The sequence below is a fragment of the Mesorhizobium sp. P2_D6 genome, assembly GCF_056404315.1.
Window position 1 is genome coordinate 91,291 of the sequence record NZ_JBFUEG010000013.1, and the last position, 22,939, is coordinate 114,229.

Annotated in this window: 20 protein-coding genes, 1 tRNA gene and 1 pseudogene; 8 read left to right on the forward strand and 14 right to left on the reverse strand. The window is 62.6% G+C overall.

The window, feature by feature from the left end:
- Nucleotides 1-5: 5 nt before the first annotated feature.
- From AC1D1L_RS24365 to AC1D1L_RS24415, 11 genes are all read right to left on the reverse strand, one after another.
- Nucleotides 6-767 carry a 3-ketoacyl-ACP reductase gene (locus AC1D1L_RS24365; protein ID WP_477343979.1) on the reverse strand — a complete coding sequence of 254 codons (762 nt, stop codon included), beginning with the start codon at nt 765-767 and terminating at the stop codon, nt 6-8.
- Nucleotides 764-2,266: a GMC oxidoreductase gene (locus AC1D1L_RS24370; RefSeq protein ID WP_477343980.1), complete on the reverse strand. Its 1,503-nt coding sequence runs from the start codon at nt 2,264-2,266 to the stop codon at nt 764-766. The genes AC1D1L_RS24365 and AC1D1L_RS24370 overlap by 4 nt, the downstream gene beginning before the upstream one ends.
- A gap of 5 nt (nt 2,267-2,271) precedes the next feature.
- Nucleotides 2,272-3,387, reverse strand: a complete 1,116-nt coding sequence (locus AC1D1L_RS24375; RefSeq protein WP_477343981.1) for an ABC transporter ATP-binding protein — start codon at nt 3,385-3,387, stop codon at nt 2,272-2,274.
- A 4-nt stretch (nt 3,388-3,391) separates the two neighbouring features.
- Entirely contained in the window at nt 3,392-4,351 is a 960-nt protein-coding gene (locus AC1D1L_RS24380; RefSeq protein ID WP_477343982.1) for a carbohydrate ABC transporter permease, read from the reverse strand.
- Nucleotides 4,348-5,298, reverse strand: a complete 951-nt coding sequence (locus AC1D1L_RS24385) for a carbohydrate ABC transporter permease (RefSeq protein ID WP_477343983.1) — start codon at nt 5,296-5,298, stop codon at nt 4,348-4,350. The genes AC1D1L_RS24380 and AC1D1L_RS24385 overlap by 4 nt, the downstream gene beginning before the upstream one ends.
- Before the next feature lie 149 nt (nt 5,299-5,447).
- Nucleotides 5,448-6,701 (reverse strand): ABC transporter substrate-binding protein, encoded by a 1,254-nt coding sequence (locus tag AC1D1L_RS24390; protein WP_477343984.1) that lies wholly within the window; start codon nt 6,699-6,701, stop codon nt 5,448-5,450.
- Between the two features lie 59 nt (nt 6,702-6,760).
- Nucleotides 6,761-8,272, reverse strand: coding sequence for an aldehyde dehydrogenase family protein (locus AC1D1L_RS24395; protein ID WP_477343985.1), 1,512 nt, complete (start codon nt 8,270-8,272; stop codon nt 6,761-6,763).
- 10 nt (nt 8,273-8,282) lie between these two features.
- Nucleotides 8,283-9,059, reverse strand: coding sequence for an enoyl-CoA hydratase/isomerase family protein (locus AC1D1L_RS24400; RefSeq protein WP_477343986.1), 777 nt, complete (start codon nt 9,057-9,059; stop codon nt 8,283-8,285).
- Entirely contained in the window at nt 9,052-10,653 is a 1,602-nt protein-coding gene (locus AC1D1L_RS24405) for an acyl CoA:acetate/3-ketoacid CoA transferase (RefSeq protein WP_436261266.1), read from the reverse strand. Before AC1D1L_RS24405 ends, AC1D1L_RS24400 begins: the two co-directional genes overlap by 8 nt.
- On the reverse strand, nt 10,650-11,666 hold the full coding sequence (locus AC1D1L_RS24410; protein WP_477343987.1) for a Gfo/Idh/MocA family protein: 1,017 nt from the start codon (nt 11,664-11,666) through the stop codon (nt 10,650-10,652). Before AC1D1L_RS24410 ends, AC1D1L_RS24405 begins: the two co-directional genes overlap by 4 nt.
- Nucleotides 11,663-12,721 carry a LacI family DNA-binding transcriptional regulator gene (locus AC1D1L_RS24415; protein ID WP_192254578.1) on the reverse strand — a complete coding sequence of 353 codons (1,059 nt, stop codon included), beginning with the start codon at nt 12,719-12,721 and terminating at the stop codon, nt 11,663-11,665. Before AC1D1L_RS24415 ends, AC1D1L_RS24410 begins: the two co-directional genes overlap by 4 nt.
- Nucleotides 12,722-12,950: 229 nt before the next feature.
- Between AC1D1L_RS24415 and AC1D1L_RS24420 the strand changes: the two genes are divergently transcribed.
- The 6 genes from AC1D1L_RS24420 to AC1D1L_RS24445 all read left to right on the forward strand — a co-directional run bounded on the left by AC1D1L_RS24420 (nt 12,951) and on the right by AC1D1L_RS24445 (nt 19,084).
- On the forward strand, nt 12,951-14,105 hold the full coding sequence (locus tag AC1D1L_RS24420) for a dihydrodipicolinate synthase family protein (RefSeq protein WP_477343988.1): 1,155 nt from the start codon (nt 12,951-12,953) through the stop codon (nt 14,103-14,105).
- 105 nt (nt 14,106-14,210) lie between these two features.
- On the forward strand, nt 14,211-15,281 hold the full coding sequence (gene gmd / locus AC1D1L_RS24425; RefSeq protein WP_477343989.1) for a GDP-mannose 4,6-dehydratase: 1,071 nt from the start codon (nt 14,211-14,213) through the stop codon (nt 15,279-15,281).
- 9 nt (nt 15,282-15,290) lie between these two features.
- On the forward strand, nt 15,291-16,259 hold the full coding sequence (fcl, locus tag AC1D1L_RS24430; protein ID WP_477343990.1) for a GDP-L-fucose synthase: 969 nt from the start codon (nt 15,291-15,293) through the stop codon (nt 16,257-16,259).
- Nucleotides 16,260-16,370: 111 nt separating this feature from the next.
- Nucleotides 16,371-17,768 carry a tetratricopeptide repeat protein gene (locus AC1D1L_RS24435; RefSeq protein WP_477343991.1) on the forward strand — a complete coding sequence of 466 codons (1,398 nt, stop codon included), beginning with the start codon at nt 16,371-16,373 and terminating at the stop codon, nt 17,766-17,768.
- A gap of 116 nt (nt 17,769-17,884) precedes the next feature.
- Nucleotides 17,885-18,283: a hypothetical protein gene (locus tag AC1D1L_RS24440; protein WP_477343993.1), complete on the forward strand. Its 399-nt coding sequence runs from the start codon at nt 17,885-17,887 to the stop codon at nt 18,281-18,283.
- 45 nt (nt 18,284-18,328) lie between these two features.
- Nucleotides 18,329-19,084 carry a Stf0 family sulfotransferase gene (locus AC1D1L_RS24445; protein WP_477343995.1) on the forward strand — a complete coding sequence of 252 codons (756 nt, stop codon included), beginning with the start codon at nt 18,329-18,331 and terminating at the stop codon, nt 19,082-19,084.
- Between the two features lie 73 nt (nt 19,085-19,157).
- Here AC1D1L_RS24445 and AC1D1L_RS24450 read toward each other — a convergent pair.
- Together AC1D1L_RS24450 and cpdR are read right to left on the reverse strand one after the other, a co-directional pair.
- Nucleotides 19,158-19,232, reverse strand: a tRNA-Val gene (locus tag AC1D1L_RS24450).
- 115 nt (nt 19,233-19,347) lie between these two features.
- Nucleotides 19,348-19,710 carry a cell cycle two-component system response regulator CpdR gene (cpdR, locus tag AC1D1L_RS24455; RefSeq protein WP_006199474.1) on the reverse strand — a complete coding sequence of 121 codons (363 nt, stop codon included), beginning with the start codon at nt 19,708-19,710 and terminating at the stop codon, nt 19,348-19,350.
- Between the two features lie 162 nt (nt 19,711-19,872).
- On the opposite strand from cpdR, the gene AC1D1L_RS24460 reads away from it, so the two are divergent.
- Together AC1D1L_RS24460 and hisN are read left to right on the forward strand one after the other, a co-directional pair.
- Nucleotides 19,873-20,814, forward strand: coding sequence for an N-formylglutamate amidohydrolase (locus AC1D1L_RS24460; protein ID WP_477343996.1), 942 nt, complete (start codon nt 19,873-19,875; stop codon nt 20,812-20,814).
- Nucleotides 20,815-21,147: 333 nt separating this feature from the next.
- Nucleotides 21,148-21,921, forward strand: a complete 774-nt coding sequence (gene hisN / locus AC1D1L_RS24465; protein ID WP_477343997.1) for a histidinol-phosphatase — start codon at nt 21,148-21,150, stop codon at nt 21,919-21,921.
- A gap of 91 nt (nt 21,922-22,012) precedes the next feature.
- Here the strand turns inward: hisN and AC1D1L_RS24470 are convergent.
- Nucleotides 22,013-22,841 (reverse strand): annotated as a pseudogene (locus AC1D1L_RS24470) (helix-turn-helix transcriptional regulator).
- Nucleotides 22,842-22,939 lie beyond the last annotated feature (98 nt).

Sequence of the window (22,939 nt, forward strand, 5' to 3'; positions counted from 1 at the left end):
CACCCTTACAATCGCGGCACGGACAGCGCGCCGTCGACATTGATGATCGAGCCGGTGGAAAAGCCGAGCTTACCGGCGGCAAGCGTCGCCACCACAGCGCCGATGTCGGACGCTTCGCCCCAGCGCTTTGCTGGCACCAGGCCGCCATCGATCAGCGCGTCGTATTTGGCTGTCACGCCCGCCGTCATTTCGGTGCGGATGATGCCTGGGCGCAGCTCGAACACGCCGATGTTTTCCGGCGCGAGCCTGAGCGCCAGGTTCTTCACCCACATGGACAGCCCAGCTTTCGAGATGCAGTAATCCGAGCGTTCCGGTGAGGCCATTTCTGCGCTGACCGAGGTGATGGTGATGATCGAGCGCGGATGATCACCCGGTGCCGCCAGCATCGCCTTGGCGACGGCCTGGCTGAGGAAGACGGTACCGCGCAGATTGATGTTCAGCGCACGGTCGAAATTCTCCGGCTTCAGCTCCAGCAGATCGCCGCGCACCACGGCGCCGACGCCGGCATTGTTGACGAGACAGTCGATGCGGCCGAAGGCGTTTGTGGCGGCGTCGACCAACGCGGCGTGACCGTCGAGCTTGGCGATGTCGCATTTGATGTAGGCGAACTTGGCGCCGCGTGCGGTGATGTCGGCGGCAAGCCCATCCGGCGCTCGTTCGGCGAGATCAGCGACCAGGATGTCGAAGCCGGCATCGGCCAACGCTTGACTACAGGCCAGCCCGATGCCGCGCGCGCCGCCGGTGACGATGGCAGAGGGCCGGGTCATGCCGCGAGGTCCGTCTGGCGGATGTGCTCGGCGACCCGCAGCGCCTGTGCGGCGATGGACAGCGCCGGGTTTACCGCAGCCGAATTCGGCAGAAAACTGCCGTCGACGACGAACAGGTTCTGGTGATCAAAGGCGCGGCAGTACGGGTCGAGCGGCGCGGTGGCCGAATCGTCTCCCATCTTCACCGTGCCGCACTGGTGCGACGGCGTGCGCTTGTCGAAGGGGCGCGACAGGACGATGGGATAGCCGCAGGCGCGGAAGTTTTCGCGCATCACCTTGGTCAGCCCGTCGAGCGACTGCATGTTGGAGCGCCGCCACTGCATGACGATGTCCTTGCCATCGACCATGATGCGGCTTTCCGGATTGGGCAGGTCTTCGCACATCAAATACCAGTCGACGGCGTGACCGGCCATGAAATCCAGCGCGAATTTCGGCACTCGCTTGACGTTGGCCTTCAACATGTTGCCGTCGATCTTGCCGAGCAGCTGGACATTGCCGAGCGGCTTGCCGCCCTTGCCGTCGGAGAGATAATAATCGTTCAGCATCAGCGTCTTCTGGTAGACGGAATCGTTCCTGCGGCGCGGATCGATCGCCAGCATGGCGCTCGAATTGTGGTTCATGAAATTGCGGCCGACCTGGTCGGAGCGGTTGGCGAGACCTTTGCCATCTGAGGATGGCGAACGCATCAGGATCACGGCGGAATTGACGGCGCCGGCGGATAGGATGACCAGCTTCGGCGACACTTTCTTCAGCTCGCCATTCTGCCGGTAGTGGATGGCCGATATGCTTTTGCCGTCGGGCGCCGCTTCGAGATATTCGACATAGCAGCCGGTCTCCAGCCGGATGTTGCTGTCCTTGAGTGCAGCCGCCAGCGGTCCGGTCTGCGCGTCGACCTTGCCTTGGCCTGTGTTCGGGAAAGCGTCCCAGCCAGTCTTGCCCTCTTTCAGCCAGGTGTCGATGTCGACGCCGAGCGGCAGCGATGCCGGGTGCAGGCCCAGCCCCTTCAGTTCCGCGCGGGCGCGGGCGATCGGCGCTTCGTCGGGCACCGGCTTGTAGGCATAGGGGATCGAATGGAACGGCTCGGTCGGGTCTTCGCCGAGTGAGCCGCGGACGCGAAACAGCTGCTCGGCTTTCGAATACCAGGGTTCGAATTCGTCATAGGAGAACGGCCAGGCCGGCGAGACGCCGCCAAAGTGCTCCATGGCGGCGAAATCCTCTTTGCGGTAGCGGATCAGCACCGCGCCGTAGAATTTCGAGTTGCCGCCGACATAGTAATAGTTGCCGGGGTTGAAGGCGGCGCCGCCGGCCTCGCGCCACATCTCCTTGGGACGGTAGTGGCCGTCGACGAAGATCGAGCGCGTGTCTCGCGCATGCGGCGTTGCCGGCAGCGGCTCGCCGCGTTCAAGCATCAGGATCGAGGCGCCGCTGCCGGCCAGACCGGAGGCGATCGTGGCGCCGCCTATGCCGGAGCCGATGATGACGATGTCCGGATTTGTCATGGCGGTCAGCGAATGCGGCTCTCGGTCGCCGGATCGAAGAACACTGCCTTGGTCAGGTTGAAGGCCAGCGGCGTGCTGGTGCCCGGCTGGATGTTGGCGTCGGCGCGCAGCCGCGCCACAACGGGCTTGCCGCCGAGATTGGTCACCGCGAACGTGTCGGAGCCCGCAGGCTCGACCACCTCGATGTGCAGCTCGGCAGTGGCGATGTTGGAAGCGTTGCGTTCGGCGCCTTCCGGATCGGTCAGCGCTTCCGGCCGGACGCCGAAGATGATCGGCTTGCCCTGGAAGGCCGCGAGACCCGCCGGTGCATTGGCCATCGGCAGCGTGATCGGCTCGCGCGCCTCGCGCTGCAGCACGACGGACAGCGCGTTGCCCGATGTGGCGATGGTCGCCGGGATCAGATTCATCGCCGGCGAGCCCATGAAGTCGGCGACGAACAGATTGCTGGGGTTGTTGTAGATCTCGGCCGGGGTGCCGAACTGCTGCACCTCGCCGTCGCGCATGACGGCGATCTTGGTCGCCAGCGTCATCGCCTCGATCTGGTCGTGGGTGACGTAGACGATAGTGGTACCGGTGGTGGCATGCAGGCGCTTGATTTCGATGCGCATGTCGACGCGCAGCTTGGCGTCGAGGTTGGACAGCGGCTCGTCGAACAGGAACAGTTTGGGGTCGCGCACCAGCGCCCGGCCCATGGCGACGCGCTGGCGCTGGCCGCCGGAAAGCTGGCTCGGCTTGCGCTGCAGGAGGTGGCCGATCTGCAGCACCTTGGCCACCTTGTCGATCGCCTTCTGGCGCTCGTCGGCCGGCACGCCGCGCATCTCCATGCCGAAGGAGATGTTTCCGGCCACCGTCATGTTCGGATAGAGCGCATAGCTCTGGAACACCATGGCGATGTCGCGCTTGGAAGGATGCAGATCGTTGATGGCGCGGCCGTCGACACGGATCTCGCCCTCGGTGATCTGCTCCAGGCCGGCAATGGTGTTGAGCAGCGTGGACTTGCCGCAGCCGGACGGACCGACCAGCACCAGGAAGCCGCCCTTTTCGAGCTCGACATCGATGCCCTTCAGGATCTCAACATTCCCGAAACGCTTCTTCAGCCCATCGATTTCCAGAAAAGCCATCAGATTATCCTTTGACCGCGCCCGCCATCAGGCCACGCACGAAGTAGCGGCCGGCGACGACATAGACGAGAAGGGTGGGGAGCGCGGCGATCATCGCCGCCGCCATGTTGACGTTGTATTCGACAACCCCGGTCGACGTGTTGACGACGTTGTTGAGCGCGACCGTCATCGGCATCACGTCGCCGGAGCCGGCATAGGCGGAGGCGAACAGGAAGTCGTTCCAGATGTTGGTGAACTGGTAGATCACCGTCACCACGATGATCGGCAGCGAGTTGGGCAGCATGATGCGCCGGAAGATCTGGAAGAAGCTTGCCCCGTCAATCTGCGCCGCCTTCACCAGCTCGTTCGGAAACGCTTCATAGTAATTGCGAAAGAATAGGGTCGTGAAGCCGATGCCGTAGACGACATGAACGAACACCAGGTTCACGGTCGGATTGCCGAAGCCGAAGGTGAAACCGGTCGCGTTCTGCAGTTTGACGCCGAACCGGCCCAAGCTGCCGAGGATCGTTGCCATCGGCAGCAGTACCGACTGGAACGGGATGAAACAGGCAAACAGCATCAGACCGAACACCAGCGTCGCCCCGCGGAAGCGCCACTTCGTCAGCACATAGCCGTTGAGCGCGCCGAGCAGAGTCGAGATGATGACTGCCGGAACCACCATCTTGATCGAGTTCCAGAAATAGCCCTTCATGCCGACGCAGGTCAGGCCCGAGCAAACTTCGCTCCACGCCTTTATCCATGGGTCAAAGGTCGGCGCCTGGGGCAGCGCCAGCATGTTGCCATTCTGGATCTCCTCCATGGTCTTGAACGAGGTCACCAGCATGACAAACAGCGGCATCAGGTAGAACAGCGCAAACAGCGCCAGCAGCCCGTAGATGACGATGCGGTTGAGGGTCTTGGTGCTCATGCCGCCGGAGGCCTGCCGGGAAGCAGTGGGGCGGGCAGGGGTGGCGACAGCGCTCATTGCGGCTTCTCCCGCAGTTCCGAATAGAGATAGGGCACGATGATGGCGACGATGGTCATCAGCATGATCACCGCACTGGCCGAGCCGACGGCCATTTCGTTACGCTTGAAAGTGTACTCATACATGAAGTTGGAGGGCAGCCAGGCCGAGCCGCCGGGGCCGCCGCTGGTCAGCGCGACCACCAGATCGTAGGACTTGATAGCAAGGTGGGCGAGCACGATGAAGGCCGACAGGAAGATCGGCCGCAGCAGCGGAATGACGATGCGGCGGTAGAGCTGGAAAGTGGTGGCGCCATCGATCTGCGCCGCCTTCATGATCTCGCCGTCAATGCCGCGCAGGCCCGCCAGGAACATCGCCATGATGAAGCCGGAGGCCTGCCAGACGCCGGCGATGACCACCGTGTAGATGACGAAATCCTTGTTCTTGATCCAGTCGAAATGGAAGCTCGTCCAGCCCCACTGATGCAGGGTCTGCTCAAGGCCGAGACCGGGATCGAGGAACCATTTCCAGGCAACGCCGGTGACGATGAAGGACAGCGCCATCGGGTAGAGATAGATCGGCCGCAACACGCCTTCGCCGCGGATCTTCTGGTCGAGCAGGATGGCCAGGAACAGGCCGAGCGCCAGGCAGATGGCGATATAGAGAAAGCCGAAAATGCCCATATTGGTGATCGACGTGTACCAGCTCGATGGCGGGTCGGTGTCGAAGGTCCAGCCCCACAGGCGCTGATAGGCGCGCGAGCCGGTGATGACATAGGACGGGAAGGTCTTGGAATTGGTGAAGGACAGATAGATCGTCCATAGGATGAAGCCGTAGACGAACACGATGGTGATGGCGAAGCTCGGCGCCAGCACGATCTTCGGCAGCGCGTCCTGCAGGCGCGCGCGCACCGAAGGGCGCGACCGCTCCGGCGTCAGCTTGATCTGGGTTGTCGCTACACTGCTCATGAGGCTCCTCCCGTTTCGGGTCGTCCGTGCTCTGCCGTCAGGCGGCAAGGCGGCCCCGTGCATACGGGTCTTTGGTCGGCATGGTGTTCAGGCCGGCCAATCCTGAGGTGAAACCTTCCCCGCCGAAGCGGGGAAGGTGGTTTTTAGGCTTACTTGGCGTCGTCGATTGCCTTGACCAGTTCGGTCACGGCTTCGTCCGAGGTCTTGATCTGACCATGGACGAACTTCGAAACGACGTCCTTGTAGGCATTGGCGACCGCCGGAGGCGCGCCATAGCCCTGGGCCAGCGAGCCGAACAGCGTGCCGCCTTCATTGGCAGCCTTCAGGTCGGCGATGCCCTTCTTGCCGCACGCGTCGAAGTCGGTGTCCGGAACGTCGGTACGGGCCGGAACCGAACCCTTGACGACGTTGAAGGCCGACTGGAAGCTCTTCGACAGGGTGGCGGTGGCCAATGCGACCTGGGCGGCCTTGCGATCGTCAGGGACGTTGAACATGCCGAACATGTCGGAGTTGTAGACCACCGAGCCTTCCGTGCCCGGGAAGCGATAGCACAGGAAGTCCGTGCCCGGCGTTTTCTTGGCGGCGTTGAACTCACCCTTGGCCCAGTCGCCCATGACCTGCACAAGGGCGTCGCCCTTGATGACCATGGCGGTGGCAAGGTTCCAGTCGCGGCCCGAGAAGTTCGGGTCGACATAGGTGACGAGCTTGGCAAGATTGTCGAACGACTTCTTCATCGTGTCGGATTTGAGCGACTCGTCGTCGAGGTCGTTGAAGGCCTTCTTGTAGAACTCAGGTCCACCGGTCGACAGTACGACCGAGTCGAACATGGTGGCTTCCTGCCAGTTCTGGCCGCCGAGTGCGAGCGGGATGACGCCAGCCGCCTTGGCCTTGTCGAGCAGGGCGACGAAGTCGTCGAAGGTCTTCGGCTCGGCGCCGCCGATCTTGTCCATCACCGCCTTGTTGATCCACAGCCAGTTGACCGAGTGGACGTTGACCGGAGCCGCGACCCACTTGCCGTCATAGACGGAGAACTTCTGCAGGGCTGCCGGAACCGACTTGTCCCAACCTTCCTTCTTCGCCGTGTCGGTGAGGTCGCCCATGACGCCGGCCGCCGCATAGTCGAGCACGGTGTAGCCGAGCATCTGCGAGGCGGTCGGGTAATTGCCGGCCGCGACCATTGCCTTCAGCGCGGTCATGGCGGCGTCGCCGCCACCGCCGGCCACCGGCACGTCCTTCCAGGCATAGCCTTCCTTGGCCAGGTCGCCCTTGAGGACGTTGAGAGCAGCCGCTTCGCCGCCCGACGTCCACCAATGCAGCATCTGGACTTCCTTGACGTCCTCGGCATGCGCCGAGAAAGCAAAGGTCGTCGCCAGAGCCGTTCCGATAAGCAGTTTGCGCAACATGTACTACCTCCCTTGTTGCATTCACATAACCGACGGATGCCCGCCGGGTTCTTCCAAACTCAGCCGACCCACCAACCGGTGCGCTGGCCGCGATGAAACTGGATTGTTTTTTCCTCGGTATAGTCCTCGACAGCGCGTTTGCCGAGTTCGCGTCCGATGCCGGACTGCTTGTAGCCCCCGAAAGGCAGCTCGGGATAGCCTTCCATGAATGTGTTCACCCAAACCGTCCCCGAACGCACACCACGCGCCACCGACATGCAAGTGTCGATGCTGGCGCTCCACACACCCGCCGACAGACCATAGGGCGTGTTGTTGGCGATGTGCAACGCCTTATCAATCGATTCAAAAGTCAGCACCGAGAGCACCGGTCCGAACACTTCCTCACGCGCAATGGCCATGTCTTCGGTGACGCCGCGAATGATGGTCGGATCGAGATATTGCCCCGCCGTCGAGGCGAGCTGCTTGCCACCACTGTAGACATCGCTGCCGCCGCTTGCAGCTGCAGTGACGTAACCGGCTACCTTGGCCAGATGGTCCGACGAAATCATCGCGCCGACCTTGGTGCGGTCGTCGAGCGGATCGCCTACCGTCACTTTAGCGGTGAGGGCCTTCACGGCGGCGAGGAAATCGTCTGAGATCGCCTCATGCACGATCAGCCGGCTGCCGGCATTGCAGCATTCGCCGGCGTTGAAAAAGCCGCCGAACACCGCGGCGTCGGCGGCCGCTTCAAGGTCGGCGTCGGGGAAGACGATCTGGCCGTTCTTGCCGCCGAGCTCCATCGAGACTTTCTTCAGCGACTGCGCGGCCGCAGCCATGGTCATCTTGCCGACGCGGGTCGAGCCGGTGAAGGACACCATCTCGACCAGCGGATGGCTGACCATCGGTGCGCCGACATCGGCGCCGAGACCGGCAAGGATGTTGACGACGCCGGCGGGCAGGCCGGCCTGCATCAGGATATCGCCGAGCACGAAGGTCGAGGCCGAGGTCATTTCGCTCGGCTTGACCACCGCCGTGCAACCGGCGGCGAGCGCGAAGGGCAGTTTCTGGCTGACGATCAGGAAGGGAAAATTCCAAGGTGTGATGATTGAGACGACGCCGATCGGCTCCCGCAGCACCACGCCCAGCATGGCGTCGCCGAGATTGGCATAGCTCTCGCCATGCAGCGTGCGGGCAAGCGAGGCGGCATAGCGCCAGATGTCGACGGCGCCGCCAATCTCACCGCGCGCCTGGGCGATCGGCTTGCCGGATTCCAGCGCATCGAGCCTGGCGATGTCTTCGAGCTGGACTTCGATCAGATCGGCCGCCTTGAGCAGGATGGCGGCGCGTTCGGCCGCTTTCATGCGCGGCCACGGGCCGGTCTCGAACGCCTTGTGCGCGGCCTGCATCGCCGCTTCCACTTCGGCCTCGCCGGCCTGCGCATAGCGCGAGACGGTGAAGCCGTGGCCGGGGCTGTTGCGTTCCAGAGTGCGGCCATCGTGGGCATCGATATGTTTGCCGTCGATCAGGAGCTTGTAAGCCTTCGGCGCCTTGTACGCTTCAGTCGGCATGGAAATGTTGAGCGGTGCGTTCATCGTGCTTTCTCTAGGATCTTGAAAAGGCCGGCTTCTGCTTGGCCTTGAAGGCGCCGACGCCGGCCTTGAGGTCGCCGGTCAGTGCAATGAAGCCGCTGGCGAGCGCCTCGGTTGCGGCAGCGCTTTCCTCGCCTTCGGCGACTGCGATCATCAGCTTGGCGGCTTCGGTTGCGAGCGGTCCGCGCTCGGCGATTTTTTGCGCCCAAGTCTTGGACTCCGCCAGCGCCTGGCCGGTCGCGACCACGCGGTCGACAATGCCGAGGGCAAGCGCGTCGGGGGCGGCAAAAACCTCGCCGCCAAGCGCCATGCGACGCACGATTTGAGCACCGAAGCGGCGCACGGCGCGCTGCGTGCCGGACCAGCCGGGGACGACGCCGATCGAGGTTTCGGGGAAGCCGAGCTTCACCTGTGTTTCGGCGACACGGAAGTCGCAGGCGACCGCCAGTTCCAGCCCGCCGCCCAGCGCATGGCCGGAGAGCACCGCGATGGTCGGTTGCCGCAGCCGCGCCAGTCGGTCGAAGACGCGGTGGCCATAGCGCACCCATTGCACCTGGAAATCAGCTGCGCTCATTTCGCCCCAGGCCTCGACATCGCCGCCAGCGCAAAAGCCTTTGCCTTCGCCACGGATCAGCACAACGCGCACGCCGTCAGCTATCTCGGCTTCGTCGAGCGCTGTCTCAAGCGCCCGCAACATCGGAATGTCCAACGCGTTGAACTTTTCCGGCCGACGCAGCGTGACGATGCCGATGGCGCCGTCCTGCTCGAAGCTGACGAGGCGCTCAGCCATGTGCGCCTCCGAGCGAAGCGCCGCCATTGAGCGACAGGCCGATCGGCCGATCCTGGTAGAGGGCCGTCGGCGTGACCTTGAGGTCGTTGGCGACGCCGAGCGGTGTCTCGGACTGCGCCAGCACATCGCGCTCGAGGTCGATGCCCGGCGCCAGTTCCGTCACCATCAGGCCGTCCGGCGTCAGCTTCATTACGCAGCGTTCGGTGACATAGGTGATGTCCTGTCCCTGCGCGACGGCGCGTTTTCCCGAGAAGGAGATGTGCTCGACCTCGTTGACCACCTTCTTGACCTTGCCTTCGCGGTCGATGCGGATGCCGCCTTCGGCCAGCGACAGTTTCGCACCGGCATTGAAGAAGCCGGAGAAGACGATCTTCTTCGCCCGCGCCGTGATGTCGACGAAGCCACCGGCGCCGGCGGTGACATGCGGCCGTGCCGACAGCTTGGAGACATTGACCGAGCCGTGGCGGTCGATCTGCAGGAACGACAGCAGCGAGGCGTCGAAGCCGCCGGCCTGGAAATAGATGAACTGGTGCGGCGAGGGCATGATCGCCTCGGCGTTCGAGGCACAGCCGAACTTGAAGTCGAGCAGCGGCACGCCGCCGACAGCGCCTTGTTCGATCACCCAGGTGACCTTGCCGTGCTGGCCTTCTTCGAGGAGGATGCGTGGCACGTTGGCGGAGATGCCGAAGCCGATGTTGACGGCCATGCCGTCGCGCAATTCCATGGCAACCCGGCGTGCGATGACCTTCTGGACGTTCATCTCGGCGTTGCGGAAGCTCGACAGCGGCCGGAAGATCTCGCCTGAAATCGCCGGATCGTAAGGCGTCAGCGTCGTCTGCAACTGATCCGGCGCGACCACGATATGGTCGACCAGAACGCCGGGCACGCGCACATCATGCGGCTTCAGCGTGCCGTTCTCGACCACGCGCTTGACCTGCGCGATGACGATGCCGCCATTGTTGCGGGCAGCGAGCGCCTGTTCGAGACCGCCGAGATAGGCGCCTTCATGCTCATAGGTGAGGTTGCCGCGTTCGTCGGCGGTGGTGGCGCGGATGATCGAGATGTTGGGTACGATCGAGCGGAAATAGAGCCATTCCTCGCCGTCGAACTGCTGCACCGAGACGATCGGCTCGCTGGCGGCCGCGTTCATGGCGCAGCCCTGGTGGCGCGGATCGGCGAAAGTGTCGAGACCGACCTTGGTCAGCACGCCCGGCCGCTTGGCGGCGGCCTCCCGATGCATGTCGAACAGGATGCCTGAGGGGACGTTGTAGGCGGCAACCGAATTGTCGCCGATCATCTTCCAAATCTGCGGCGGCTCGGACGAGGAGGGGCCTGAGGGGTAGGAGCCGCACAGCGTGCGCTTCAACAGGCCGGGCTTGGCCAGATGGTCGATGCCCTTGATGCCGTACATGTCGCCGGCGGCGATCGGGTGCAGCGTGGTGATACCCTTGGGATGGCCTTCGGTGTCGAAGCGCTCGCCGATGGCGGCCAGCACCGCGTCCGGGCAGCCGAGGCCGCTCGATGACGAGACGGATACGGTCATGCCGTCCTTGATCAGGCCGGCGGCTTCCGCGGCGGAAACGAGTTTGCTCACTTGGCGCTCCCGAGCTTGGGATCGATTGCGACCGCCTTGCCGGATTTCTCCGACTGCAACGCCGCTTCGGCTGACGCAAGCGACCAGACGCCGTCCTCGCCGGTGGCGGAGGGCTGGCCTTTGCCGCTGATGGCGGCGTGGAATTGGCGCAGCGACCGGACGTAGAGGTCTTCGTGGTCGAAACTCAGTTCCTCCTCGCCCTTGGCTGTGCGCAGCAGCACCGTGCCGACCGGCTTTTGCGTCATCACATTCTTGCCGATCAACGAGCCTTCCGAACCATGCACCTCGAAGCCGGTGTCGGCGAACTTTGTGGTGAAGCCTTCATGCGACTGGGCAATGACGCCGGACTTGAAGCGCCAGATGCACATGGCGCCGTCTTCCAGCCCACTGCCGGCCATGCCGGCCGACTGGGTGAAGGCGGAAATCTCGATCGGGTCGTCGCCAAGCACGAAACGCAGCGTGTCGGCATCGTGCACGGTGATGTCGAGCACCACCCCGCCGCCGGCCTCAGGTTTGGTGATGCGCCAACCCTGCAGGTTCTCCGGCAGGTAGACGGAATGGAAGACACGCGCGGCGATCGGCTTGCCGATGCGGCCGGCTGATATGGCATCGCGCATGGTGCGGTGGGCGCCGGCATTGCGCAGATGGTGGTTGGTGCCAAGCACGATTCCGGCTGCCATGGCGGCGGCGACCATGGTGCGCGCATCGGCGCTGGTCAGCGCCAGCGGCTTTTCGCACAGAACATGCTTTCCCGCCTTGATCGCGGCCTGCGCCTGTTCGAGATGCAGTTCATTGGTGGTCGAGATGTAGACGGCGTCGATGCCGGCGCCGAGCAGGTCGTCGAGTGTCGAGACGGCGAGCGGAATGCTGTTTTCCGCGGCATAGGCGTTGGCCCGCTCCGGGCTGGAGCTCATCACCGCTGATATCTCGCCACCCTCTTGCGCACGGATGGCGTTGATCATGAACTGTTTGGCGATCGTGCTGGCGCCGATCAATCCCCATTTGACGCTCATGCGGCGTCTCCCATTCCTGCAGGCGTGTTCCGGGCGCGGCGATCGGGACCGCAGCTTTCCCTGACGACCAGATTGACGGCGCCGATATGGTCCTCGGCACGCGTGGTGCGCGACTGGATCATCTTCAGCATGACATGCGCGGCGCGCTCGCCAAGGCCTGCCGTGTCCACCGAGACGCTTGTCAGCGCCGGCATGTAGTGCTCGGCCTCGACCACGTCGTCGAAACCGACAACGGCGAAATCCGCGCCGGGCTCCAGCCCGCGCTTGCGCAGCGCCAGCATGACGCCGAAGGCAACGGCGTCGTTGAAACACAGCGCCGCCGTCGGCGGCTCGGGCATGGCAAGGGCGGTTTCCAGGCAGGCGATGCCGCCCCTGCGGCTGGTCTCGCCTTCGACGACGAGCACGTCGCGCCTGGCAATGCCAAGCGTTTCGCATGCCTCGCGAAAACCGCCCAGGCGCTCCTGATAGACGACCAGATCGGAGGTGCCGCCGAAGAAAGCCAGCCGGCGATGGCCCTTGCCGATCAGATGGGCGGCGGCGAGATACGCGCCGCGATGATTGTCGGGCGCGATCACAGGGATGCGGCTGTCCGGCAGGCGGCGCATCGCGAAGACCACCGGCACGCCGGCCGTCTCGAGGCGGCGGAAGGCGCCCGGCGTCGTGCCGCGCGCCGGCGAGACGATCAGGCCTGCGACGCCCTGTTCCATCAGCGACTTCAGCACTTCCTCCTGGCGCACCGGATTCTCCGCCGTATTCGCGATGAACGGCACGATGCCGGCTGACTGGAAGACACGCTCCATGCCGACCGCCAGCTCGGCGAAAAAGGGGTTGGTGAGATCGTTGATGACCATGCCGATGACGTTGGAGTGGGCCTTGCGCAGATTGGCGGCGCCCCGGTTGTAGACATAGCCGACATCCTCGATCGCCTTGCGAACCTTGAGCGCGGTTTCAGGCCGGATCAGCCCTGAGCCTTGCAGCACGAGCGACACCGTCGATTTGGACACACCGGCCTCGCGGGCGATGTCCAGGATCGTTGCCTTGGGCCGGCTGGCCATACGGGTGGTTTCCTCCGCTCGAATTGGAAAATCTATTGGAACGTTCTAATCGCTGTGCCAAACGAGAGTCAATCGGGATTCTGGGGGAGATCAAAAAATTGATGGATGTGCTGCACAGCAAGGCTCTTAGTCTCTTTTTGGCAGTTGTACCGGTTCAACCTCCAGTATCATAACGGTTCTTGATTTATTGGAACGTTCCATTTATAGGATGCCGGAAACGGAGGTTGCCATGGACATCACCCTGCCTGCGGAGAATGGCGGCCGCGTCAGCTACAAGCTGGTGGGCGACCCGGTGGAGCCCAGAATAGGTGCTGCTTTCCCGCGCATTGCCTATGCCGCGGCGCATGTCGTCGCCGACCCGCTTGCGATGACCAATCCGTGGTCGAAGCCTGTGGTCGACTGGGACAAGACGATGGCGTTTCGCCACCATCTGTGGCGACTCGGCTTCCGCATCGCCGAAGCGATGGACACCTCGCAGCGCGGCATGGGGTTCGACTGGACAAATGCGCAGGAATTGATCCGGCGCTCGATCGCCGAGGCGCGCGGCGTCGAAGGCGCCGATCTGGCATCGGGCGCTGGCACCGATCATCTGATGCCGGCGACTGCCAGGACGCTCGATGACGTGATCGCCGCCTATGAGCAGCAGTTCGCTTTCATCGAAGGGCAGGGCGGCAAGGCGATCATGATGGCCAGCCGGGCGCTGGCGGCGGTCGCCGAGGGTCCGGACGACTATATCAGGGTTTACGATCGCATCCTCAGCCAGGCCGCCGGCAAGGTCATCCTGCACTGGCTGGGCGACATGTTCGATCCGGCGCTGAAGGGCTATTGGGGCAGTGAGAATTTCGAGACTGCGCTCGACACCGTCGTTGCCATCATCGAGCGCCATGCCGGCAAGGTCGAGGGGATAAAGATTTCCCTGCTCGATGCCCGCAAGGAAGTCGCCCTGCGCAACCGGTTGCCTGACGGCGTCGTCATGTTCACCGGCGACGACTTCAACTACCCTGAACTGATCGCAGGCGACGGGAAACGTCACTCGCATGCCTTGCTCGGCATATTCGACGCCATCGCCCCGGTCGCCAATGCCGCCCTGTCGAAACTGGCTGACGGTGACCGCACCGGCTATCACGCGCTGATGGCGCCGACGGTGCCACTGTCGCGCAAAATCTTCGAGGCGCCGACCGAGTACTACAAGGCCGGCATTGTCTTCATGGCCTGGCTCAACGGCCATCAGGATCATTTCACAATGGTCGGCGGCATGCAGTCGGCGCGCGGCATCCTGCACTATGCCGATGTCTTCCGCCTTGCCGACCAGGCAGGCTTGCTCGCCGATCCCGCGCTTGCGTTGGCCAGGATGAAGCATTTCTGCGCGGTCGCGGGTGCCTGAGCACAACGCAATCGTTGGCTGAAAAGTATCCCCCGTGTGGGAGATTTGCGTTCTCGCGTCAAATCTGTATTCCGTTGCCGGGATTAGATGCGGACGAATGCGGCAATGACGGAAAAAGTGGCGCTCATCACCGGTGTAACCGGTCAGGACGGGGCCTATCTTGCAGATTTGCTTCTGCGGAAGGGCTATATTGTCCATGGCGTCAAACGCCGCTCGTCCTCGTTCAACACCGAGCGCGTCGATGACATCTATGTCGATCCGCACGAGCGCGGTGCGCGCTTTTTCCTGCATTATGGCGACCTGACCGACGCAACCAATCTTATTCGCCTCGTGCAGGAGACGCGGCCGAGCGAGATCTACAATCTCGGCGCCCAGAGCCATGTCCAGGTGAGTTTCGAGACGCCCGAATACACCGGCAATGCCGATGCGTTGGGCACGCTCAGGCTGCTGGAGGCGATCCGCATCCTCGGCATGGAAAAATCGGTGCGTTTCTACCAGGCCTCCACCTCGGAGCTTTACGGCAAGGCGCGCGAGGTCCCGCAAAGCGAGACGACGCCGTTCCATCCGCGCTCGCCCTATGCCGCGGCCAAGCTCTACGCCTACTGGATCACGGTCAATTACCGCGAAGCCTACGGCATGTTCGCCGCCAATGGCATACTGTTCAACCACGAAAGCCCGACGCGCGGCGAAACCTTCGTCACCCGCAAGATCACGCGAGCCGTCGCCTCGATCCAACACGGCCTGCAGGACACGCTCTATCTCGGTAATCTCGACGCCAGGCGTGACTGGGGCCATGCGCGCGACTACGTAGAAGGCATGTGGCGCATTCTGCAGCACAGCGAAGCAGACGATTTCGTGCTGGCGACCGGCGAGGCGCATTCGGTGCGCGAATTTGTCGAACTGGCCTTTGCCGAGACCGGACGGAGCATCCGCTGGCAAGGCGAGGGAGTCGACGAAGTTGGTGTCGATGCCGGCTCGGGCACGGTCCTGGTGCGTATCGATCCGCGCTATTTTCGGCCGACCGAGGTCGACTTTTTGCTCGGCGACCCCGCCAAGGCCAAGGCGAGACTTGGCTGGTCGCACACGACCGGGTTCAGGGATCTTGTGGCGGAAATGGTGCAGGCCGATCTGGCGCGCGCGGCCGGCGGCACGCGACAGAACAGCCGCTCCGCGTGAGGCAGGCCGATGGACGTGACATTTGAGCTGAAAGGCAAGCGCGTCTTCGTCGCCGGGCATCGCGGCATGGTCGGTTCGGCCGTCGTGCGACGGCTGGCGGGCGAGGATTGCGAGGTGCTCACCGTATCGCGCGACAGGCTCGACCTGCTCGACCAGGCCGGCGTGCGGCGCTGGATGGCCGAGCACCGGCCGGATGCGGTGGTGATGGCGGCCGCCAAGGTTGGCGGCATCCTGGCCAATGACCGGTTCCCGGTCGATTTCCTGCAGGACAACCTGGTCATGCAGAGCAATGTCATCGACAGCGCCTTTCGCAGCGAGGTCGGCAAGCTTTTGTTTCTCGGCTCGTCCTGCATCTATCCCAAGCTCGCGCCACAGCCGATTCCGGAAGATGCACTGCTGACCGGCCCGCTCGAGCCCACCAATGAATGGTATGCGATCGCCAAGATCGCAGGGCTTAAACTGTGCCAGGCCTATCGGCGCCAGTACGGCGTCGATTACATCTCGGCGATGCCGGCCAACCTTTACGGCCCAGGCGACAATTTCGACCTTCAGAGCAGCCATGTGGTGCCGGCTCTGATGCGAAAGGCGCATGCGCTGGCGCTGAGCGGCGCCACCAGCCTCGAGGTTTGGGGCTCGGGCACGCCGAGGCGCGAATTCCTGCATGTCGACGACGCTGCAGATGCGCTGGTCTGGCTGTTGAAGAATTATGCCGGCGACGGCCACGTCAATGTCGGTTCGGGGGAGGATGTCACCATTGCCGAGCTTGCCCAAACCGTCGCATCCGTCGCCGGCGTCGAGGCTACGATCGCCTTCGATACGACCAGGCCGGACGGCACGCCGCGCAAACTGATGGATGTGTCGCGGCTGTTTGCAACGGGATGGCGCCCGCGCTACGTGCTTCGCAGTGGATTGGAACAGACATATGCGTGGTTTCTCAGCCATGTTGAGAAGGGTGACGTCCGCCTCGGCGCGGCCTGATCCTCGTATTCACGTATTTGCGACCTGGCTTAGACCGAGTCTCAAGCGCTTTGGGTGTGGAGCGTCAGGTCCGGTTGCGAATTTGTTCCATCAAGTAAGGCGCGATGCTGCTTGACCGATTTTTCCAAGAAACTGTTCGCCGCAACCAGAACCGATGGCTTGGGTGGTCGTCTGACGGCCATGGTCAATGCAAAATGCCTTGCTGACAAGATGGGGTGCCGTTTCGGCTTCACCTGGAACAACCAGGACGTTGCCAAGATGGAGTTCCATTCGGCCGACGTCATCGAGAAAATATTCTCTCCTGACTTCATCGACAAACATTGGTTGGGCGAAAAGATCGATCTTGCCGGTTTCGCCATTCTAGGCGGATCGAAATTCTCGCGATCCAGCCTGGAAGCAGACGCAAGGCGGAAAGGGTTCCAAGGGTGGATTTGCGATGATTTCAGTGTCCTGAAGAAGTTTCAGCAGGGGTGGGCCAAAAGCTGGCTTCCCGGCAATACGCCGGCCAGACGGGGACACGAAACATTTCGAACCCTTGGCTTTTCGCAAGCCGTGCGAGGTGCATTCGATGCAGCCGGCAAGTGCCGGTTTTCCCAACCCACAGCGGCGCTGCATCTGCGCAGCGGCGACATCGTGCGCGGCATTTTTCGCTCAAGGCTGCTTTACGGCGACAAGGTGATCCCTTCGACATTGGCGAGGGCGATCGTGCTGGAGCTCAAGTCAAAGGGCCTGGCAACGCTGCTGGTGGGGCAGGATCGCGCAACGCTCGAATACCTGAAGGCGGAAACCGGAGCGTTTCTGGTCGACGACTTCGGCGCAGACCAATTCGAGGATCAGACCCTCAGGACGTTTTTTGAGATGGCGCTGATGGCGCGCTGCCGGACAATCTATGCGGCGAGCAGCGTTTTTGCGAAGACTGCCGCGATGATGGGGGGAATTGCTTGCGTCAAGACGAGAGCGTTGTTCAGGAAACGCCGGGCTGCGGAAATCATTTTGCAGGAATTGAAGGCTCATCAGGCGGACTACCATCCGTTTGAGGCGGCCTTCGGCTATCGGGCAGCCTTTTTAAGTCTGGAAGACAAGATCAGTCCCGCGCGAGCAAGGGAAATTCTCGAGAAGGCGGCCGCGCTGGATCCGGACAATCAGGTCTTTGCCCTGAAGATGGCGGCGACCTATTTTCGTGAAGGAAACTATCCATCAGGCGAGGCTATTTTGAAATCCCTGATGACTGGGCAATTCAAGCCCGGCCTTGATGCACCATTGCCGATGTTGCGGGCTCTGACCTCCAAGGCATGGCGGAGCTATGACATGGAAAAGAACTTTGAGCCTTTCTTCGCCGCGGCGAAGGCGGGCAATCCCTATGCCGCGGCGTGTTCGGCCCATATTCTGCATGACGCGAGGGGTGAGTTGAAACCGGCGCTTGAAATGATCGAAAGATCCCTTGCGGCCGAGCCGTCCAACGCGATGTTCAGGGATCTGAAGCGCTCCATCCAGCCGGTTGAGCCGTGACTCCAGCCCGCTTTCGAAAGCGCGGCAGCGGCTCTGGAAAGCCGGGACCAGAATTTAACCCATATTGGTCTTTGCCACCTCGTAGGACATAAAGCGGCCTCACCGTCCCGGTGCCGATGAGTGATGCATCCTTAAGCCCCCACTGGCTCTTGGGCGAAGGCTTTGCCGCCATTTCAATTCCTTTGAACCAATTCGGTGCGCCACACAACCAAGCGCTGCGTAACAAACGCGGCCCTCAAAGGGGAACGTATATGTTTATTGTTTCAAGAAACGTCATTCTCGCCGCCATCGCCGTTTCGGAGCTGGCGGGTGTCAGACGGTACCTCCAAGGGAATGCGACAAGGGCAAGCCGGACCTCGACCAGTACGGACAATGCTGCGACGCCGGCAATCCGGATTGCCGGCAAAGCGGAGGCGGCGGCAAGCCCGGCCACAGGCCAGATCCGCGGCCACAATGATCAGCCGACAGGGCTGTCGCTCGCCCGGCTCGCGCCGGGGCGGTTCTTGCGCCTCTAATTTAGCAAGTGGACTCGGCAATGACCTCGTTGGTATCTGTCAACCATGTCGATCAGTCCGCCTGCCAGTTGGAGGCGTCCGCACAAGACGCTTATCATTGCCAGCACACCACGTAGCGGGAGCAATTTTTTTTGCAGGAAGCTGCGCAGCACTGGCGTGCTAGGCAACCCCACCGAGTATTTTCGACATTGGGACACGCCTGATGTGACTACGGCTGAACGCTGTCTGCTGGCGGCCGAGAAAGGCAGAACCGACAACGGTGTGGTGGCCTTCAAGCTCTTCCCGGAGCATTTCGAAAGACTCCAAAAAGACATTCGTCTCTCGGAATGGTTCCCCGATCCGATATGGGTTCATCTTGAGAGGAAGGACCTGCTCGGCCAGGCAATCTCGCTCGCCAGGGCCATGCAGGATGGGGTTTGGAGCAGCGGCAAGGAACCCATGAAAGACGCCTTATATTCAAGATGGGCGATCGAGGCGTCATTGGCCAAGATAGTTGCCAACAACGGGCGCTGGGCGGCCTATTTCGCCCGAACCGGAATCGAGCCGTTGCGAGTCTTCTACGAAGACATTAGCGACGAAGTCGACAATGTGTGCCAACGCATAGGCACTCGGCTGGGTCTGGCCGCAGCCGTACCATCGACGGGGGATGTGGGCATGAAGCAGCAACGCGACGCGCAAAACGATGATTGGCGGCGGCTGTTTCTCGCCGAGGCCGGCGACCAGAGCAGCTTTCCGGCAACGATCATCCCGACCGGGGCACTAAAGCGCAAGAAGCCGAAATGGATGTTCTGGAAGCAATGACCGGCGACGATGCCGTTCCGCAAGGATCACTGACGCGCATGCCGGATCTACCAAGACGAAGCTTTGGTCTGGATGGTGGGCGTGACAGGGATTGAACCTGTGACCCCTGCAATGTCAATGCAGTGCTCTCCCGCTGAGCTACACGCCCATCCGAAGCCGCGCATACACCATTTTTGATCCAGCGCGTCAATAGCCGGAAAAGGGAAAGAAAGGTTCGTTTTGTCGCGCCGCCAGGCGAGCGGCCGGATCGCACTGGGCGTGCTTCAGGCGGCCTGCAGCATTTTTTCGACCTCGTTGACGAGATCGCGCAGATGGAAGGGCTTCGACAGCACCTTGGCGTCTTTCGGCGCCTTGGAATCGGGGTTGAGCGCGACGGCCGCGAAACCGGTGATGAACATCACCTTGAGGTCGGGATCGATCTCGGTGGCGCGGCGGGCGAGCTCGATGCCGTCCATCTCCGGCATGACGATGTCGGTCAGCAGCAGGGAGAACGGTTCTTCTCGCAGCCGCTCATAGGCGCTGGCGCCATTGTCGAAATCGCTGACTTGGTAGCCGGCCCGCTCCAGCGCCTTGACCAGGAACCGGCGCATGTCGTCGTCGTCTTCCGCCAGCAGAATGCGTGCCATCTTATCCCGTCCGAATCACCCACCCAAGCCTGCCGTCCGGCAAACCCGTTAACCATCCTGTATATGAGGAGGTGACGGTAAACATCAAGTGAACACTGGCGGCATTAATCCTGATTGACGGGGGTCCCGACATGCCGAAATGCTGGACATGCGGCCGATGAGGTGGCAGTTTCCCATCATGATGCATTGCTGTTTCCGGGTTCGTTCAAATTGACGACGGCAGCCGAGGATTTTTCGGTCGTTCCACCCTTCGAAATCCGATCGGGCGCCGAGCAGCGCGTTCCCTTCGTCTTCAACTCACCGCATAGCGGCCGCTATTATCCCGACCGCTTCCTGGCCATGGCCAGGCTCGACCGCAACGCCATCCGCCGTTCCGAGGATTGCTATGTCGACGAGTTGTTCGGCGGCGCGGTGGCGCTCGGCGCGCCGATGCTGGCGGCGAATTTTCCGCGCGCCTATCTCGACGTCAATCGCGAACCCTGGGAACTCGACCCGCGCATGTTCGCCGAGCCGGTGCCGTCCTTCTGTAACATCCGCTCGGCCCGCGTCGCCGGCGGGCTCGGCACCGTGCCCAAGCTGGTGGGCGAGGGGCTCGACATCTATTCCGGTCGCCTGCCACTGGCGGAGGCCGTGCAGCGCATCGAGGCCGTCTACAAACCCTATCACGAGACGCTGAAGCGGCTTTTGACCAGAACCCATGCCAGGTTCGGCTATGCCGTGCTGATCGACTGCCATTCGATGCCGGCGAGCATCAGGGTGGGCGACAGCGGGCTGCGGCCGGACTTCATTGTCGGCGACCGTTTCGGCATCTCGGCCACGGCTGCGCTGACCGAGACGGCGATCGGCCTGCTGATCGGCATGGGCTATACCGTCGCCCACAACAAACCCTATGCCGGCGGCTTCATCACCGAGCATTACGGCCGGCCGTCGCGCCATCTGCATGCGCTGCAGATCGAGGTCAATCGCGGGCTCTACATGAATGAGCGGACGTTCCAGAAATCGGCTGGTTTCGATGCGCTGGCCGACGATATGGCGCGCTTTTCGGCGGATATGATGGCGATTCCCGACCACCATTTCATCGACCTGCCGCTGGCTGCCGAATGACGCCGAGCGGCGCTATCCATGAGATCCCGCCAGCCATGCGGCGGCGTAAAAAAAGACCGCATCGTTTGCACGACACGGTCGAAGTCTAGGGAGGAAACGCCCAAGGAGGGCATGGACAGGAAAACCTGTCCGAGAACAAATTTATTGTGCGATGCACAAATGTCAACCGACTCCACCCTTTTTTAATTCACTCTGATGTGGAAATTGCGCTTCGGTGGCACTGATGTGATATTTTGGCAACAGTTATCTCAGTGATAAATCGATAAACCGGCTTGTTTTGGCGCAAAAGTGCCAGCAGACCGGGTCGGGCACTCTGCAATGCAGGAGAATCAGGTGGACATCAGCATCGATTTCATGCGCCGGATCGCGCAAGCGGCGGCGGCTGAAACCTTGCCGCGGTTCCGCGCCCAGGGCGCGGTGGCCAACAAGGAAAAAGGCAGTTTCGATCCGGTCACGGAAGCCGACCGCGAGACGGAACGCGCCATCCGGGCGCTGATATCGGCCGAGTATCCCGATCACGGCATTTTGGGCGAAGAGCACGGCAGCGAGAACGTTTCCAGCCGGCATGTCTGGGTTATCGATCCCATCGACGGCACCCGCGCCTTCATTTCCGGCCTGCCGGTATGGGGGACGCTGGTCGGTCTCACGGTCGACGGTGACGCTGTCGCCGGCATGATGGCGCAGCCCTTCACCGGCGAGCTGTTCTACGCCAACGCTTCCGGCTCCCACTATGAGGGCCCGGGCGGCCCGCGGAAGCTCTCGACCCGCAAGACGACGAAGCTCGACGAGGCGACCTTGTTCACCACCACGCCGGCGCTCTTCAAGGGCGAGGCGCGCACGCGCTTCGACAAATTCGAAAAAGAGGTCCAGCTCGTCCGCTATGGCGCCGATTGCTACGCCTTCGCCATGATCGCCTCGGGCACCGTCGACATCGTCGCCGATCCCGGATTGAAGCCCTATGACATCGTGGCGCTGATCCCGATTATCGAAAAGGCCGGCGGCGTCGTCACCACCTTCGACGGCGGCCCGGCGGAGAAGGGCGGCGACATAGTGGCCGCGGCGACGCCGGAACTTCACGCGGCGGCGATGGCGGCGCTGCGCGGCTGATATTTCAGTTGTTTTGACGCAATCCCCTAGGGAAAGCGCTGCGCGCTTTTCCCGGGAAAACCGCTCCACGCATTTCCTGGAATTGCTTTGGTCAACGCGGCGTGATCGAACGCTGGAATTCCGCCGGCGTTCGGCCATAGACCTGCCGGAACGCCGCGCTGAAATGGCTGTGGCTGGAGAAGCCAAGGTCCATGCCGAGCGTCGTCAGATTGTCGCAGCGGCCCAAAAGGTCGAGCGCGCGCGCCAGACGCAGGCGCAGATGGTAGCGGTAGAGCGGCATCGCCTCGACCTGCTGAAAAACCTGTGTGAGATAAACCGGCGAGACGCCGACTTCGGCGGCAATCTCGGCGAGCGTCCAGCGCCGCGACAGATCCGAGGACAGGACGAGCTTGGCGCGGTCGACCAGCTTCTGCCGGCCGGCGCTGGCACCTGCGGCATGCGAGGTGCGTTCGCCGAGAGAGCGCCGCACCAGCGTCAGCGCCAGGGTTTCTGCCTCCAGCGTTGGCAATGTTGCGGCTCAGGCTGTGGCGCAGCACTGCCACCAGCGCCTGGGCCCGCGGGTCGATGCGGCGGCGCTGGCGGCGAAACGACAGCGCACTGCCCGAGCGCAGCTGCTCCTTCGGCGTCAGTTCCTGCAGTTGCGCCTCCTCGATGACGAGATCGAGGCAGGAATCGCCACCCTTGACCGGGTGGCTGATCCGATAGGGCTCGGCCTCATTGAAGAACAGCAACTGGTTGGCTTCGGCGACCGCATCGTTGCGGCCGACATGGCGCACGAAGACACCGCGATAGGGAAACACCAGATGCGTGGCGGCGGTGCATTCTTCTTCGCTCTTGTGCCGGCATTCGCCGCTGCAGACGACGTCCCTTACCCTGACGGTGCCGGTGTCCAGGAGCGTCTGTACCGTGAATTGAGACATGGCCGCTGCGTTCCCTTCGCGCCGGAAGCTATTCCGGCACTTTAGGCGATCGGCCTGCCCAGACCTGTCAGGAGACTTCACCTGTCAGAGTTTTCGCA